18 protein-coding genes and 1 pseudogene are annotated in these 14,519 nt (G+C 43.7%); 9 read left to right on the top strand and 10 right to left on the bottom strand.

Going from position 1 to position 14,519, the window contains the following annotated elements:
- From IPL83_08410 to IPL83_08365, 10 genes and pseudogenes are all read right to left on the bottom strand, one after another.
- Window positions 1-263 (bottom strand): hypothetical protein (locus IPL83_08410; protein MBK9039169.1); only part of this gene is annotated, 263 nt, incomplete at its 3' end.
- 14 nt (window positions 264-277) lie between these two features.
- Window positions 278-475 (bottom strand): annotated as a pseudogene (locus IPL83_08405) (cupin domain-containing protein).
- Complete coding sequence (locus IPL83_08400; protein ID MBK9039168.1) at window positions 421-774, bottom strand: cupin domain-containing protein; 354 nt, start codon at window positions 772-774, stop codon at window positions 421-423. The pseudogene IPL83_08405 and the gene IPL83_08400 overlap by 55 nt, the downstream one beginning before the upstream one ends.
- 62 nt (window positions 775-836) lie before the next feature.
- Complete coding sequence (locus IPL83_08395) at window positions 837-1,517, bottom strand: sigma-54-dependent Fis family transcriptional regulator (GenBank protein MBK9039167.1); 681 nt, start codon at window positions 1,515-1,517, stop codon at window positions 837-839.
- On the bottom strand, window positions 1,444-1,851 hold the full coding sequence (locus tag IPL83_08390; protein ID MBK9039166.1) for a sigma 54-interacting transcriptional regulator: 408 nt from the start codon (window positions 1,849-1,851) through the stop codon (window positions 1,444-1,446). The genes IPL83_08395 and IPL83_08390 overlap by 74 nt, the downstream gene beginning before the upstream one ends.
- Window positions 1,829-2,125: a response regulator gene (locus tag IPL83_08385; protein MBK9039165.1), complete on the bottom strand. Its 297-nt coding sequence runs from the start codon at window positions 2,123-2,125 to the stop codon at window positions 1,829-1,831. Before IPL83_08385 ends, IPL83_08390 begins: the two co-directional genes overlap by 23 nt.
- Window positions 2,126-2,547: 422 nt before the next feature.
- The gene (locus tag IPL83_08380) at window positions 2,548-2,913 is read right to left on the bottom strand and encodes a hypothetical protein (GenBank protein ID MBK9039164.1); all 366 of its coding nucleotides are present in this window, start codon (window positions 2,911-2,913) and stop codon (window positions 2,548-2,550) included.
- Window positions 2,914-3,340: 427 nt separating this feature from the next.
- Complete coding sequence (locus IPL83_08375) at window positions 3,341-3,973, bottom strand: hypothetical protein (GenBank protein MBK9039163.1); 633 nt, start codon at window positions 3,971-3,973, stop codon at window positions 3,341-3,343.
- Between the two features lie 561 nt (window positions 3,974-4,534).
- Window positions 4,535-6,142 carry a hypothetical protein gene (locus tag IPL83_08370; protein MBK9039162.1) on the bottom strand — a complete coding sequence of 536 codons (1,608 nt, stop codon included), beginning with the start codon at window positions 6,140-6,142 and terminating at the stop codon, window positions 4,535-4,537.
- 368 nt (window positions 6,143-6,510) lie between these two features.
- The gene (locus IPL83_08365) at window positions 6,511-7,173 is read right to left on the bottom strand and encodes a hypothetical protein (protein MBK9039161.1); all 663 of its coding nucleotides are present in this window, start codon (window positions 7,171-7,173) and stop codon (window positions 6,511-6,513) included.
- A 618-nt stretch (window positions 7,174-7,791) separates the two neighbouring features.
- On the opposite strand from IPL83_08365, the gene IPL83_08360 reads away from it, so the two are divergent.
- The 9 genes from IPL83_08360 to IPL83_08320 all read left to right on the top strand — a co-directional run bounded on the left by IPL83_08360 (window position 7,792) and on the right by IPL83_08320 (window position 14,229).
- Window positions 7,792-8,013, top strand: coding sequence for a hypothetical protein (locus IPL83_08360; GenBank protein ID MBK9039160.1), 222 nt, complete (start codon window positions 7,792-7,794; stop codon window positions 8,011-8,013).
- Between the two features lie 2 nt (window positions 8,014-8,015).
- Entirely contained in the window at window positions 8,016-8,297 is a 282-nt protein-coding gene (locus IPL83_08355) for a hypothetical protein (protein MBK9039159.1), read from the top strand.
- 109 nt (window positions 8,298-8,406) lie between these two features.
- Window positions 8,407-8,787, top strand: a complete 381-nt coding sequence (locus tag IPL83_08350; protein ID MBK9039158.1) for a hypothetical protein — start codon at window positions 8,407-8,409, stop codon at window positions 8,785-8,787.
- A 242-nt stretch (window positions 8,788-9,029) separates the two neighbouring features.
- Entirely contained in the window at window positions 9,030-9,242 is a 213-nt protein-coding gene (locus IPL83_08345) for a hypothetical protein (GenBank protein ID MBK9039157.1), read from the top strand.
- On the top strand, window positions 9,229-11,079 hold the full coding sequence (locus IPL83_08340) for a hypothetical protein (protein MBK9039156.1): 1,851 nt from the start codon (window positions 9,229-9,231) through the stop codon (window positions 11,077-11,079). Before IPL83_08345 ends, IPL83_08340 begins: the two co-directional genes overlap by 14 nt.
- A 204-nt stretch (window positions 11,080-11,283) precedes the next feature.
- Entirely contained in the window at window positions 11,284-11,520 is a 237-nt protein-coding gene (locus tag IPL83_08335) for a hypothetical protein (GenBank protein ID MBK9039155.1), read from the top strand.
- A gap of 517 nt (window positions 11,521-12,037) precedes the next feature.
- The gene (locus tag IPL83_08330; protein ID MBK9039154.1) at window positions 12,038-12,325 is read left to right on the top strand and encodes a TrbC/VirB2 family protein; all 288 of its coding nucleotides are present in this window, start codon (window positions 12,038-12,040) and stop codon (window positions 12,323-12,325) included.
- Between the two features lie 99 nt (window positions 12,326-12,424).
- Window positions 12,425-12,748 (top strand): hypothetical protein, encoded by a 324-nt coding sequence (locus IPL83_08325; GenBank protein ID MBK9039153.1) that lies wholly within the window; start codon window positions 12,425-12,427, stop codon window positions 12,746-12,748.
- The gene (locus IPL83_08320) at window positions 12,745-14,229 is read left to right on the top strand and encodes a TraC family protein (protein MBK9039152.1); all 1,485 of its coding nucleotides are present in this window, start codon (window positions 12,745-12,747) and stop codon (window positions 14,227-14,229) included. Before IPL83_08325 ends, IPL83_08320 begins: the two co-directional genes overlap by 4 nt.
- The last annotated feature ends 290 nt before the right edge of the window (window positions 14,230-14,519 follow it).

Below are 14,519 nucleotides of genomic sequence, written 5' to 3'. Positions count from 1 at the left end.
TCGTTGAGTCGCTCGGTTGATAAAACGCCTTCCTGGGCATCTCGTTCTGCGACAACTTCCGCGGCATTTCGCATGAAAGTCTCAGTGCTGATGTCTAAATTTCCCAGTGCATCGCCAAGAACAGTGGAAAAAGTCGCGTATCTCGATACGTACTCTTTTGTCGTCCAATGGCTCATAAATCGATAGGACGTCCAGATCAACAATGATCCAACGGTCGAGATCGTTACAAACACAGCAATAAAAATCTTCCAAAAGAACTTCATAGAAAAATGCTTGGTTACTCCCTTGTATGACTTAAAATGGCCCCGCAGAGAGCAGGGTAACGCTTGATCAGGACAGCTTGGTCCGCCATCTCCAGGTCTTGGAAATCAAATCCTGGAGCAACTGTTGTGCCCATCAGTGCCCAATTGCCTCCATTGATCAGTTTCGTTGACTGCCAAACACCTTTCGGGACAACAACTTGAACCTGATGCCCACCTTAAAATCTGAGCCAAGAATGATATGATCGATTTTTCCCTCTTCGGTGATTTGAACCATGTCAACTGGGTCACCACCGTAAAAGTGAAATATCTCGGTTTTAGGAAGCCGATGAAGGGCCGAAAAGCTATCTGGAGTGACCAAATAATAGATGGCGGTACTGGCGATGGGGCTTTGGGAATATCCATCCCCTGGGTACACCAAAAGCTCATCTCGGTGGCTTTCGGCGTAGAATCCTCCCTCTCCGGGCAAGGGTTTTAAGCCAAACCTCTTGATTACATCTTCTGCCGTCACCATTTTCGATACTCCTTGTGCGTTAAACGAAATATGTGCCAAAATCAAAATGCTCAATATCCTCGTCAGTTTCTTCGAGAAAGTGATTTTTCTTTGCATCCCAAATTCCTAATCTTTTTAAAGGTGGTACTACGGCCAAGATCAATACGATGTGCGAGGTCTTCGGCATTGCCTCCAACCGCCGCCAGTGCTGACTGAAAATATGCCCTTTCGGCGGCCTCCACAAAATCGCGATAATTCTGGGGAGTGAGATCGGACACTTTAGCCGGAAGTGAAGCTTCAATCTTACGAAGCTCATAAGCGGGGCCCTTCATCATTTGGTGAATGGTGATATCGTCAAAGCCAATCTCAAATGATTTCCTTTGACGAGCAGAAATGACAGATCTCTCAATGGCATTTCGGAGTTCACGAATGTTTCCTGGCCAATCATAATTCTTGAGTGCGTATTGAGCCCGGTCACTTATTTTGAAGTTGGGTCCGCCAATCTGAAGAACGAAAAGCTGAGCAAGATCTGGAATATCCTCCATCCGTCCCCTTAGTAAGGTTGTAGCTATTCTCACAACATTGAGTCGGTGGTAAAGATCCTCACGAAATTGTCCTGTTGAGACCATTTTCTCAAGATTTTGGTTGGTTGCCGCAATCACACGAACCTTTACGTGAATGACTCGGTTGTCACCGATCCTGAATGGCTCCTGTGAAGGCTCCCTTTTTATGACCGAATAGTTCGCTTTCAATGAGGTTTTCATGAATGGCTCCGCAGTTGATTGCTATAAGGGGTCTTTTTCCTCCTTCAACAGCATTGAGTCTTCGCGCAATGAGTTCTTTTCCGGTCCCACTTTCTCCAGTAATCAAAACGTGGGCCCCAGAGCCTTTCAAGCCCAGAATAGTTTCTCGAAGCTGCATCGTTGAGGGTGATTTGCCCACTATCTCATACCGGAAGGCATCCTTTACCTGTTGCTCAAGATATTTCAGGTGTCGATGGGAGGCAGCTTTGGAAACCGTCACCGGAATGCGGACTAAGAGATCAGGAACGACATTTTCTGTTTTGATGACATAATCATCGGCCCTCGTGTGATACAATGCCTGATCGATCAGAATCTGAGTCTGAAGTAAGCACGATCACAACAGTATTTGGGGCCAGCTCCTTGATCTCATCAATAAGAGATATGCCGTCCCCATCTGGCAAGCCTTTATCGAGCACCACGACGTCGTAGAGGTGGGCTTGTAAGGCCTTTCGGGCTGATGCCAGGCTATCGGCTTCATCAACATCGTTATAAACACCTAGAAGCTGCTTTACTGCGCCCCTGAAGGATTCTGCGTCCTCAACAAGAAGGATCCTGAAGTTATTATTCATGGCTTTTGGCCTCCATCCAAAAGCTTGTAGCTGGACCTGATGAAAGTCTCAAGAAATTTCTGAAAGTCCATTTTTTGAGATTTTTTATCTATAGAAGGAGATTGTCTCTTGTCCGCTTAAAATGGATAGGACCTGGGAATCCAATTAATAGGCTTAGTGTATATGTAATTATTATTCATATTTCGAATTCTTTCCAAATGTCGATTCTGCAATTCGTGATTTTTTTTTGGGGCGTGTACAGCCGAGAACAGTACGAAGGCCCCCACCGCAAATTTATTGATTCCTAAGTGCCGCATTGGCCTCAAGAATTCTTATCGCCTCTTTTTGAAGACGCTCTTGGCAGCTGGGGTCCTTTAGACGTTGTTCAAATTTCTCTGAGGCCTTCTGATCGAGTGCCTTAATGTAAAGGTCCAACTTCTGTGCTAGCTGATTCTCGACATAGTCGATGCGTGCTTTGTGGAGGCCGCCGTGCTTACTGTGGCAAAACAATCGGGAGGGATTTGATCAAACGGAGGAATGATAATGTCAAATTTATTATACTCTTGGGTCAATCTTCGTCGGTCTTTTTCTGGATTGCCACAGGTTTCCAACATCGGTGCAGGTGATGTCGTGTTTCCCCATTGCATGGTCCGTCTAAATGTTTTTTCAAAGAGAAGTACTCGCACTTGATCAAGTTGTGGCGGGCTATCCGATGCTGGATTGCGTGCGCTTTTGGTCTCAGGTAAAATATTGCTGGAGGCGAAAGCGTTGCTGGAAGTGATAGCCAGAACCAAGATGAACTTATGCATGTTTACCTCATCATATTTCGCAATTTTAAGATCGGCAATGTCCGCCCATCATGGGCTGAAATTGTAAGATGTTAGAGTCCATTATCTTCACTATGAAATACTGCTTAGTTAATGCACTTACCTTTTGCACATCAGCTTTACAGGGTTCAATAAACTTGGGATTTGACAAGATCAGAATGTCGTCGGACATGAATTTGAGATCAAATGACATTTTCTGTTTGCAATCCTCCCTCGTTTTTGAAAAGAGAATTTTCCCATCCTTAATTGAAACATTTTCGTCAATTAGGATTTGCTTTGACGTGCAGCTACCGCTGAACGCCTGAGCCTGAAATCCATCCTTCATCACCATTTTTGGTGATGAAGATTTAATTTTTCCCGGTGAACTTTGTACATGATAGTAGAAGGAATGGAATCAGAATAACTCGCTTCATTGTACTACCAAATTCCTCAGTTGTTGATAAATTTTGTCTGACGAACCAGCAGACGTATGCCAAGTGTAGTGATATAACTCCGAAAGGAGCTTGTCCCGAAGGGAAAGCAGTTCTAAAATTTCTTCAGATGATTCTGTTCGGTCGGACGTCATTTCTTCTGGACTGATAACCTCAATCTTGTTTTGAAATTGAAGTGTGAGGGCTCGCCGTCTGGCTTTTTCTGCGTTCTCTGCTACTTTCCCAGTTTGCGCATCTGCATACTTTTCTGCATCTGTTTTTTGATTTTCTTGTTTGGTTGCCTCTGCTGCCTCCTGCTGTTTGACTACTAAAGAAGGAAAACGAGCATATAACTTCTTGTCAGGACCATCCATAAATATTTCCATACCGATTTTTTTATATAAGTCAGATAGAAGATCTGGATATCCAGATTTATCAGCCAGTTCATGTTTCAACATGTACATAAATCGTGAGTCACTCTTCATGGCATTTATGAGGCGATATTTTATTAGACTGTTTAATATCGATGGCGAGCTCAGAATCAGTCCATTGACCCGCTTCTTTAAATTTTCATTTGTATCCGCAATGACATCATCTATTAAAGAACCCTCGATTGGTGTTTCAGATTCCATTTTGTAAGTCGGGTCGAAATGAGAGTTGTAGATGGCGAGGAGTACATCGCCACCTTGAAGAACTTTCTGGAAGACAGCGAGTTCGACGAGCATTGCTAAACTCTCGATATTTTTCGAGTTACTACTCGTTGTGTGCTTAAGAGGATCAGGATTTAAAAAATGTGATAATTGGTGGATCTGCAAATATGACCTTAGGAATGAGGATAGAAATCGAGAATCAATCGGTTCATTTGAGCTAAAGAAGTGGCTTTCTACGAGTTGAGCGCTTTTCACAGACATTACCGATCTTTTTGCCATCTCTGAATTCTTTCTGAGCCACTCTATTTTTTATTGAGACTTGAAAATGAAAATGACGGGTTCAAACCAGCGTACATGATCTGATAAGGGGAGTTTTGTATTTTTTTAGACTTGATTGGACAATCATGGAAAATTATTGTGGCAAGGTTCTCTTGACGAATTGAATCTAAATCCAAGGAGTCTTTAAATTTTTCCTTTGAAACTATTGAGATATTCTCACCACTTTGCGTGAAGGTGGGATCGATTGGAAAGCGATCGGGGGACTTAACATGGCTGGACAACTGATTGGCTACACGGTTCATTTCTATACTGCATGATTCGAAGTGTTCTCATTTGAGACCCAGGTTCAAGAAGGGATTCGATCTTAGAGGACGTTACGTAGGGTATATCTGGCATCTGTTCGGCCATCCATGTTAGGTAGTCAACCTGGCCGCCACCTGGAAATCCTGTATTGTGACCAGGTTCGATATTTTTATTTATGGGAGTCAATAGTCCTTCGTCAGATAGCTCCCTATCCGTCCGTCCATCTTTCAAAATTGCAACCTTAATGTTTTCCAGAAAGGACTCGCAGACACCCAAAAAGGATCTTTTTTCCACATAGTTTGAAACGTTTGACATTCGGTTTAGTTCTATTATGGCATCTAGTTTGATACCTTGCTCAATTCCTTGGAATAGCAACTGATCAGATATTACCGCGATCATCCCCATCGTCTTGTATTGGAGTTCTATGGTTACTTGTATCAGTCTTGTGATTTCCTTTAGTTGCTTCATGACTTGTTCTTGAAACTGGTCCTTCTGGTCCTTTCGAAAGAGGCTGGTAAGGGCTGCGAGCCCACCGATTATAGCGGTTGGGTCACCAACTTGAAATTGAAGGTAGGATTGAAAAAGGGTCATTGCCACATTTTGAACCTTGGCTAAGTCGGACAATATTGGAGATGATATTCCAAGATTAGAAAGAATAGCCATGGAATTTTTGAAGTTTCGGTCGAAGTTTGTTATTTTTTCCTGCAGGTCTTCAAAATCTCTTTTTTTATGTAGATAATCTAAAGTGTCTTTCTTTTCTTTTTCTTGATCGGATTTGAAATTGCCGAAACCGAATTTTTCTATGGCATCAATTTTCTCCTGAGTGGTCATGTTTTTCATGGCCAGGTTAGTCAAGTAGATCGATCTGTCATCCATTACTTTTTGCTGATCGAGAATTTGCCTTTGAAGATCAGCCATTTTCTGAACTTCCGTTATCACGTTCTCTTTGTGAGTCGTTAGTGTCTGGTCAAGACCATCAAGTTCCAGTTTTAGCTCGTCAATACTTTTGGAGCCCTGATTAAGTTGCAGTTGCAGGTCCCCCGAAAATTTCAAGGATTGGTCCAAAGCTGCTTCGAGACCACGAAATTTGTGTGGATCCATCAGGTCTTTATCTAAATCTACAAATCCAGCCGATTGTGCTTTAAATTCACGGCGAAAAGCATCAAGCCTTTTGTCCATATCGGCAGAGGAACTTAGTGCATCACTTAGCTTTTTTCGGTCATAACTAGAAGAGTCAAGTAGCTTGTCATAATAACTTGCCGCCTTAATTTCAGTTCCGACATTTAGAACCTTGATATATTTTCCAGCCAGAGAGAATCCCGTAGCAGGTGCCGCAAATCCCGGATTCGCAATCGATCCTAATGCGAGAACATCACCTACTCCTTCGGTTACATTGCCGACTACATTTATGGATTGGTTGATCGCTCGCCAGTTACCGTATTGCGAGCGAAGCTCGCTTCTCTTTTGGTAACCTATTTTATTTGCATCTGTACTAGCGACTGCCCGATGTTTTTTAAGCGAGGCGGCTTTTTTCATGATAGAGTCATAGTGTCTTTTTAATTCTACCATGTAGGCAGTTACTCCTAGACATTCGATGACCGATTTCCCTATCGCAGCAGTTACATAGGATGGATAGGAAGTATGGTTGTCGAAGATGAGATGTAGTTGATCGACCTTTTCCTTTCTGATGCAAGTAGCAGACCCAGAGGCTAAATCTGTCTTGCTTTGATCAACCGGCTTGGGGGAACATGAAATTGTTGAGACAAGAAAAAATAAAATTAAAACAAAACGCATTTACAGATAGTAGATTTAAAAATTTTTTAGTACAACTTAGCGCGGGACTTAGGTCAAGTCAGGGCGTCTCTTTCGATTTTTGAGAATTGATCGAGGTCAATTTTGTTTCTTTTATAAGGCACTTTGCTGGACGTGGCGGTTTGCTACCTTGCTTTCTTATAACAGTTCTTGAAGTTTTCAATGTGGTACAGATCCATTGTCATATACGTCAATTGGATTGTAAAATGAAGGTTTGCTGCAGTAAGGAATGCTCTGCGATCGATCAAGCAACTTTTATCAGTGTCAATGCATGACTGGTGGTCATCGAATGTAAAACCAAGCAAACCAAGATCCCTTTTTCCATCCTCCGTGATTGACATGCGTGTCTCGGCAAACATCATTTCTTCTGTGACATTCAGCAGACACAAGTTGTCCGCTTTCTGACAGGAGTCAAATCGATTTATGAGTTCGGCGTTCTTCGCCAATAGGTACGGACTATCAAGGTCCATCAGGAACAGTTGACCAATGAGCGAGCTGGACCAAAAAATTAGGCAATTTTCATCAGAATCCTTACAAGTTTTAAATTTATCAAATATCGTCCTATAGGGCTCTAGAGTGGAACCCAATTTTGCTCGTTTTATGAGAATAGTGTCAATTTCTGCCATCACTGAGTTTCCAGTGGACTTCAATAGACACAGATTTCTTTCGTCATCTGTCTTGGTTAGACCTACAGGGTCTGCATTCTTGGCGTCTGATCCTCTTTTGTTGCATGCTCCAGCTGATACCACCACGAGTAGAATAATTGGAATTTTCAGCATCAGTTTCATCAGAGTCTCCCGCTAGCGCCTCTCGGCTCATTTGGAAATGCAACCCCACAAGAGAGAGCAAGTCCGGTGCCAATATCCTTAATCTGGATTGCAATTGAAGTATCGGTTTCGACTCATTATTTCATTTTTATCGGTGATTGAATTACGGTCCTTCGACTAATATTGGTATTAATTTCACATTCTTTTCTAAAAAGTGGCATTTCGAGAGGGAGATGATGGGGATGTCACCTGAGACTCATTGTGATCAGGAATTAGTCAAATGGGATGCCTTCTTTGAAAGAGCACTTAAACCAAGGAATAGTCCTACAGATGGGGCTTCTAAGCCCCAGATTGCCTTTAATTCGAATTGGCACAGCATTAGCATATAATGTCAGTACCTGATATGAACGAGCTTTAAGTGCTTTAAGGTGACATTAGTGATGAATTGCAAAATAAAAACTACAATGAGCGTCGATCCCATTTACTATTTGGCTCTATTGATTTGCTTGGAATCCTTTTGTTTGGGGCTTGGATTTTCAAAGGCCTATGCACAATCTGGTTTGCCTCCCGGGGATTGGATAGTCAATTCAAAGACAGGAAAGCCTGAGCCTTTTTTCGAACCACAAAAGGACTGATTTTGTGAAGGGCTGTGAGAATTCACCGGCCAACGCCAACGATCTCCAGCAGCTGGGAAGATTTATTCCCACGGCGATTATGGGAAATGACAGCCGCTGTCCTTTCTTCTTTGATGAAAATGCAAGTGAGGAAGACAAGGCGCTATTTGGGGTTGGTGAATTTTTGACTTTAGCCGCAAGTGTAGAGCAAAGCTCGGAGGAATTTGCGGAGGCACTGGACACTTAGTTATGGACGGAGATATTTTAATCACGGCTGCTCATGTATTTCTGAACCATATTGACGGTGAAATCGATAAATACAGTGATGGCAAAGGCTTCAAGTTTTCAACAAAAGTCTGGATCCCCAGGGAATTAAGGAAAGATCCAGAGGTGGCTTATGAAGTAAGAAGCTATGAAATTGAGTCGATTCACTACGGAAGTCTGAATCCCAGAGATCTTGATCATAAGGATTATGCCTTTGTCAAACTGAAAGAACCCGTCGGTATTTCGGTTGGGGAAAAGGGACCCTAACGGAAAAATTGGAAAGAGAGTATCAGTTGGTCGAAAGTACTGGCCCAAACCTCTTGCCTTTAAACCTCTCGATGATACGCGCTTTTCGAAAAAAATTGAGATGGTGGGAATGAGGGAATCTGAGAATGGTAAGATCAAGGAGTCTCCTTTTTTCAAAAATTGTGAGTCTTTTAGAATTTACAAGGACCCAAACTCGGACGCTGGGCCAGCGTTTAAAAATATTTTAATCCATGATGGAGATACTCTCGATAGATCTTCCGGTTCGGCACTTGCGGTACGTGATGAACGTGGAGTTCTGACATTTACGGCGGTCAACGTGGCAGACCAGATTCTTCCCACTGAAACAGAGACCGAGGGTGATTTTCATATTGAAAATCGCCGGAACTTCGCCATCGACGGAAATTCCTTTTACGAGGAATTCATCAATTTTCGAAAGAAGTTCGGTCGAGACGAGACCAAAGAAAATGGTCAAGCAGCTGGATCCATTTAAAGATAATTTGATTCAAATCACAGTATTGGTTGGAGTCTCAAGTTGAGACGAGATAGTTCGAAAATATCAACCAGTTAGACATAAATTGAAGTCTTTCTTATAATTTTTGATACAGGATCAGTTTACCTGTAAAATCATCTCTAAGAGCAGTCAAATCTTCATCAAGCACCATCATTCTGCCTAAAATTCCTGAGCAACGGAGATTTTTTTGAATAAATCAAAGGCTTCTGGATTGAGTGGTGGTGACAAGTTCAGTTTTGTCATTTGCGCTCTTGTCTTTGTTTTTTGGTTTGATTCCCAATGTGTCTCGAGCCTTGAGTTGCCCTGCTGGCATCACTCAGATGTATGGGCACTGCGGAACACTGAATCCTGACCGGAGCTTTTTGCCAGCCTTTCGATTGACTCCTGCGAACCTTGCCTATTTCGAAAAGAATCGGTCGTATGCAGGGTTTTGATACTTTTCCAGATCCAATTAATTGGAATGCGATTCCAAAGCCGAAAAGCTCTCGTGATGTCGGAGGGTACGGATGCTCAGACTTAGACCCCAACTGCGGCTCAACCCAAACCCCTCAAACCCCTCGAAGCAGGACTTCACAACCTCCAAAAAGTTCGGGATCGAATCCAACCACGAAACCCTCAGAGAAAAAGACAACGACGAAAAATGGCTCCGGCAAATCTTCCGGAGAGAAAGATGATTCAGATTCAAAGGATGACGAAAAGAGCGGAGCTTCAAAAGAGAGTGATGGGTCTTCAACTGGAACCGCCTCTTGCTGGTCATCTGACTCAGGCCAAGTTAAAGGCAAAGCGATGTGCGATGACAATGGGGAGCCTTCTTGTTGGATGAAGGAATCTCAACGGCAAGAGGGACTTTCTCAGTGCGGATCCGATGGACGACCGAAGAGCACAGCAGCGAATGAAGATGCAGATCAAGCGGAATCAGACTCCACTGTTGGAACGAATGATACCATTCAGGGATTTCCTCAAGCTCCGGAAGTTGAGAGTGATCGAGCTTACTGCGAAGAAGCTCACAAAAGGGCCTATACCTGTTGCAACGACCCTGTGAAATGCGTGTCGGGTCTTGATGGGCCGAGTGCGAGTTCGATAACGGCCATGGGAACACTCTTAGTTGGAGCCGCTGGTATGATCTCAATGGGTGGGGCTTCTGGAGGTGATTCTGCTGGAATTGCCAAGAGCTGTGAGTTTATGAAACTTGTGGCCCTTGGAGGGGCTGGAGCTAATACGGCTTTGGGAACAAAGTGCTTTTCTGATAAGGGCACTTGCGAAGATAAGTGCCAAGAAGTGTCGAATAAGTACCGCAGAGTTTTAACCGAATGCAGTCAATTGGACACGGTCTTCAGAGCAAACGGTGGAAAAGGTGCCAGATGCCCTGAGAGCTTGGTCAGTGATTACAGAGCAGCTCAAGCCAACGCGGATGGAAGAGGCACTCGATGTACCGGTTATAACTCCAACGTGGCGGCCATGGGAGGACAAGCGGCTCAATCAGCTGCAGCGAGTGGATTTGCCGATCTTTGCCAACAAGCCGCCACAACTCAAGCGACAGGATTTCCCAACATTGATCAGCAGCCGGTTTTTAACGGAGACTGCAACGATCCCGTCAACGCTTCAAATCCAATTTGCGTTAATTGCAGAGGACCCAATGCGAAATCCGATCCTCTTTGTTCAGGCTTGGGCGGAGGCAGTGCCTCGACTGGAAGCGGATCAGGAAGTGGAAGTTCATTTCAAAATACAGGATTTGGAACCAGAGCAGTGGATGGAAGTGACCTCAGTGTTCCAGACACCAATGCACAAGTGCAAGCTCCTATCTTTGGTGAGGGATTGGGAGAAGAGGCCAGGGCCAATGCTATTCCCAATAATGGTGGAGGCTTTACAGGCGGCAGTGGCGGCGGAGGAAGTGCTATGCCCTACTCTGGAGGTGGCGGTGGCTACGGAGGCCCTGGCTACGACACTGATGTTTTAAAGGGTGTGAGCGGCGGAGGAGGATATACTTCAAGTCCTCTTGGGGCTGAATCGCGTGAGGGATATGCCAGCATCAGTGGTGTTCTTGAAAACGGAAAGCGAAGTGACAATCCCTTTGATAAATTCGATCTGAAACAATATCTGCCGGGAGGGAAAAAATACAGTGACCCTTCGCGAAGTCCTGCCGGAACAGATCAATGGAAACGAAATCCCGAAATCGGCAGCGCTCATGAAGATATCTTTGAGAAAATCAGCCGCCGTTACCGAATCATGTGCCTTCAAGGGCGCTTCTATGGTTGTGAAAAGAGGCAGTGAGCCCATCCCATCTGGAAAAATCCATTTTTCTGGATTCCTAATCTTTACGAAATTTGCTGAAAAGTAGACTTTGGCTATTTCAAAAATCCAAATATCGGGACCAAAACCAAAAATAGTCATTTCATTCAAGAGCTTCTGGATTTCACATTCCCGCCGTCAAATAGGCTTCCGATCTTGCAATTTAAATGGGTGAAGGAGGAAGTTATGAATTTCTACCGTCCACCCTATCAAGCTCGTTCTGAATCTTACCACCATCTTTGCGAGTGTCCGCGCTGCGGCCATCTCTTATTTGAATATTTGAGCAGTTACGCCCATTGCGTGAACTGTCTGTACTTTCATGATTATCAGGACACTTTCTTGCCTGTCGATCATTCGATGGAGTGTTTTGAAGATAAGTTTCGTCTTATCGGCAGAGGGCCGGGACTGAGAGAGATACCCTAGCTCATTTGCGTTCTAATGGATGTCTCATTTTTTTATCGCAATCAAGCCACGTTCAATGGAATAGAAATTTCATTTAATTTAAGGAGATCTAATTTATGAGGAACACCGGAACACGCTACGAGATTTTCGTGGAAGAGAAGTAGATGGTCAGCTTTTAGACCTAAAAACTGCGGGATACGCTTATCTAAATGAAGGCGTCAATTTTTACATCATTAAGCTATTTATTTTTCCGCGTAACACCTATTTTCTCTCCAAGAATCGAAACACTTCATCCGGCTATACCATTTTTGCAAAGACCTTCGAGATTGAATCAAGAAGACACTTTCAGAACCCAGTGGGCAATGGTCGACTCATTGCTGACGTCAAAACTCATTTGGTTCTTTCGTTTCCGGATCTGGCCTCTCAAATGTTCATGAGTTTATTTCCAAGAGAGGCAAAATCTGCAGATGTGGCTTCCTAGAGGGTGACCGTGACGTCCAATCGATAGGTGGGTTCACTCAATATTTTAGAGGTTAAAATGAATTTGAGAAATACTTGTGTTTGTTTGTTTGCCTTTGCCTTTGCTTTTGACGTTGTGCCATCGCTGGCACTTGCCAGCGTAGAATCGACTATGCAAGCCGTCCAGTCTCATTTGACAGGAACAATACTGCCGCTTGCGGCGGTATTGGGTCTGGTATTTGCCGGTCTTTCCTATGTAACAGGTTCGCCGAGTGCTCGCTCGCACTTAGTACTGGCCATTATTGGAGCGATGGTGGGCTTTGGTGCTCAGAGCATAGTCGATTTGATTCGCAGTCTTGTTCACTAAATTGACCACAAGAGTTCCCTCGCTTTGCAGGGAACTCAATCATCTTCTGTATACGATTTTGGCTCTTATGATAGTAATCCACTTCTTTGGGAGGAAAAAATGCTTGAGTCATCACCAATGAGCCAGTGCTTGGATCGGAGATCAAAGATCTTTGGATTCGAGATGTTTGATCTCTTTGTGATCTTTTTTACTATGGCCTGTCTTAATTTTATTTTTAGTCAATTTGACTATCGCTTCTTTCTTGTTTGGGTACCGACAGTTCTTCTCACCATGATTTTAAGAATTGTGAAAGTGGGAAAGCCCGACAACTACTTGAAGCATCTAGCCATCTTCCATTTGACTCCAAAATCTTTGGGCGCTTTTCCGCTTTGTCGCACAGATTCGGCACTAAAAGGAAGAAAAATCGTGAGGAGGAAGCTATGAAGGCCAAAGCACTTTGTGAAGATCTACAGGTTTGGGGATTTGAGGACGGACTTACTGTCTTTAAGGACAATTCAATTGGGTTTGGACTCGAACTCTCAACTCTTGATATTTCATGTTCTGAAGATGAGGCAATCAATGTTCTTTCTGTTCGCATCAAGGATTTTATAAACGGACTCCCTTCTGGGATAGATTTTCAATTTATCCAAGATATCGCAGGGTCAGATCTCTCAGTGTTCAAAAGTATGAGCGGCCAACAGAATCAAAATCCCATTATTCAAGAACTAATGAAGACGAGAATAGAGAAATTCTCAAGGTTAAGTAGCAGAGGTGAATTGGTTGGTCCCGTGCTTAAGGTCTTTGTTCGCCTTCCATTTAATTCTGATTTAACGGATAGACCAAGGCTTTTCCGCTTTGGAAAACATGATTTCCAAGGTCTCTCTGAAAATCGCTTGCGTTCAGAAATTGATCGAGCCGAGAAGGTCAGACAATCATTTGTTGCGGGACTTGCAACTTTGGGGATTGAGACCAGTGTGATTAATCCTGATGCTTTGGTGCGAGTTATGTATGAACAATGGAATCCAACTCGCCCCTTAGGGCTGGGGCAATACGATCCCGAAGATATCAGAGATTCAATTCTATTCTCAGACGTCAATAAGTCTGTATCTGGATTCACGGCTGGAGAAATGCATCACAGTGTCATTTCATTAAAGACGCTTCCGGATCAGACCTTCGCTTCTATGGCGCAAACTTTACAAAATCTTCCTTTTGATTCAAGGCTTTTTCTATCAGTTCACATGCCAGATCAAGCCAAAGAAATCCAGAATCTTCAGACTCAACGGCGCATGGCCTACGCTTTGGTCCATGGGAAGAAGGGAGTGTCGGATATTGAAAGTGGGGCCAAACTTGGAGATCTTGAAGATCTACTCTGCCAGATGATTGCCAGTGGAGAGAAGGTCTTTTATGTGAGCCTTAATATTGTTTTAAGGTCCCGTAACTTAGGTAGGCTAAATGAACTTGTCGGACGAACACTCCTCACGCTCCGTGAATTTGGTGGTGCCGAGGGAATGGTTGAAAGTCTTGCAAGCTATGAAATCTTTCGCGATTTGAGTATTCCAAATGCCCGTGGTCGAGAAAGATCCAGAAGGATTAAAACCTCAAATTTGAAGGATCTCATCCCTCTGTTTGCGCCATGGAGTGGTTTTGAGAGTCCCGCGATCGTGCTCCGCAATCGGTCAGGAGGGCTATTTTCATTTGACCCCTTCGCCAAACAACTAACCAACGCCAACCAAGTCATTAGCGGAGGAAGTGGCAGTGGTAAGAGTTATCTGACAAATTTGATGATCAATCAAATGCTGAAGGAAAATCCAAAAGTTTTTATCCTTGATATTGGAGGGTCTATCAGAAAACCTGCGAGATTCTTGACGGGCAATACATTCCGTTGGGCACTAACATCCCTCTTTCCATTAACCCATTCGATTTGAGCAGCGGAGAGAAGGAACCCAGCGATCAAAAGATTAAGTTCCTTGTAGGACTTGTGGAGCTTATGACAAAAGAGGAGGGAGAGAAACGCTTAGGTCGGTTTGAACGGGCCGAAATTGAATCATCTATTTTGGAGGTTTATCGGTCGATCTTAAAGCCGCGACTCAGAGATCTTAAGAGTCATTTAGAACAAAATCAGAACCCCAAATTTCTAAGCTAGCCAGGATTCTTAAGCCTTGGTGCGGAGACACACCATTTGGCAAATTTGTCGATCACTCGACTTCGGTTGAAT

Source organism: Bdellovibrionales bacterium (genome assembly GCA_016716765.1).
Taxonomy (GTDB): Bacteria; Bdellovibrionota; Bdellovibrionia; order Bdellovibrionales; family UBA1609; genus JADJVA01.
Note: the sequence above shows the minus strand (reverse complement) of the source record. Positions and strands in the feature narration are given on the sequence as shown.

Coding starts and splice junctions, on each gene's coding strand:
- IPL83_08400 (MBK9039168.1), bottom strand. CDS start 774: ATGGTGACGGCAGAAGATGTAATCAAGAGGTTTGGCTTAAAACCCTTG.
- IPL83_08395 (MBK9039167.1), bottom strand. CDS start 1,517: ATGAAAACCTCATTGAAAGCGAACTATTCGGTCATAAAAAGGGAGCCT.
- IPL83_08385 (MBK9039165.1), bottom strand. CDS start 2,125: ATGAATAATAACTTCAGGATCCTTCTTGTTGAGGACGCAGAATCCTTC.
- IPL83_08380 (MBK9039164.1), bottom strand. CDS start 2,913: ATGCATAAGTTCATCTTGGTTCTGGCTATCACTTCCAGCAACGCTTTC.
- IPL83_08375 (MBK9039163.1), bottom strand. CDS start 3,973: ATGGAATCTGAAACACCAATCGAGGGTTCTTTAATAGATGATGTCATT.
- IPL83_08370 (MBK9039162.1), bottom strand. CDS start 6,142: ATGGTAGAATTAAAAAGACACTATGACTCTATCATGAAAAAAGCCGCC.
- IPL83_08365 (MBK9039161.1), bottom strand. CDS start 7,173: ATGAAACTGATGCTGAAAATTCCAATTATTCTACTCGTGGTGGTATCA.
- IPL83_08355 (MBK9039159.1), top strand. CDS start 8,016: ATGGACGGAGATATTTTAATCACGGCTGCTCATGTATTTCTGAACCAT.
- IPL83_08350 (MBK9039158.1), top strand. CDS start 8,407: ATGAGGGAATCTGAGAATGGTAAGATCAAGGAGTCTCCTTTTTTCAAA.
- IPL83_08340 (MBK9039156.1), top strand. CDS start 9,229: ATGCAGGGTTTTGATACTTTTCCAGATCCAATTAATTGGAATGCGATT.
- IPL83_08335 (MBK9039155.1), top strand. CDS start 11,284: ATGAATTTCTACCGTCCACCCTATCAAGCTCGTTCTGAATCTTACCAC.
- IPL83_08330 (MBK9039154.1), top strand. CDS start 12,038: ATGAATTTGAGAAATACTTGTGTTTGTTTGTTTGCCTTTGCCTTTGCT.
- IPL83_08325 (MBK9039153.1), top strand. CDS start 12,425: ATGCTTGAGTCATCACCAATGAGCCAGTGCTTGGATCGGAGATCAAAG.
- IPL83_08320 (MBK9039152.1), top strand. CDS start 12,745: ATGAAGGCCAAAGCACTTTGTGAAGATCTACAGGTTTGGGGATTTGAG.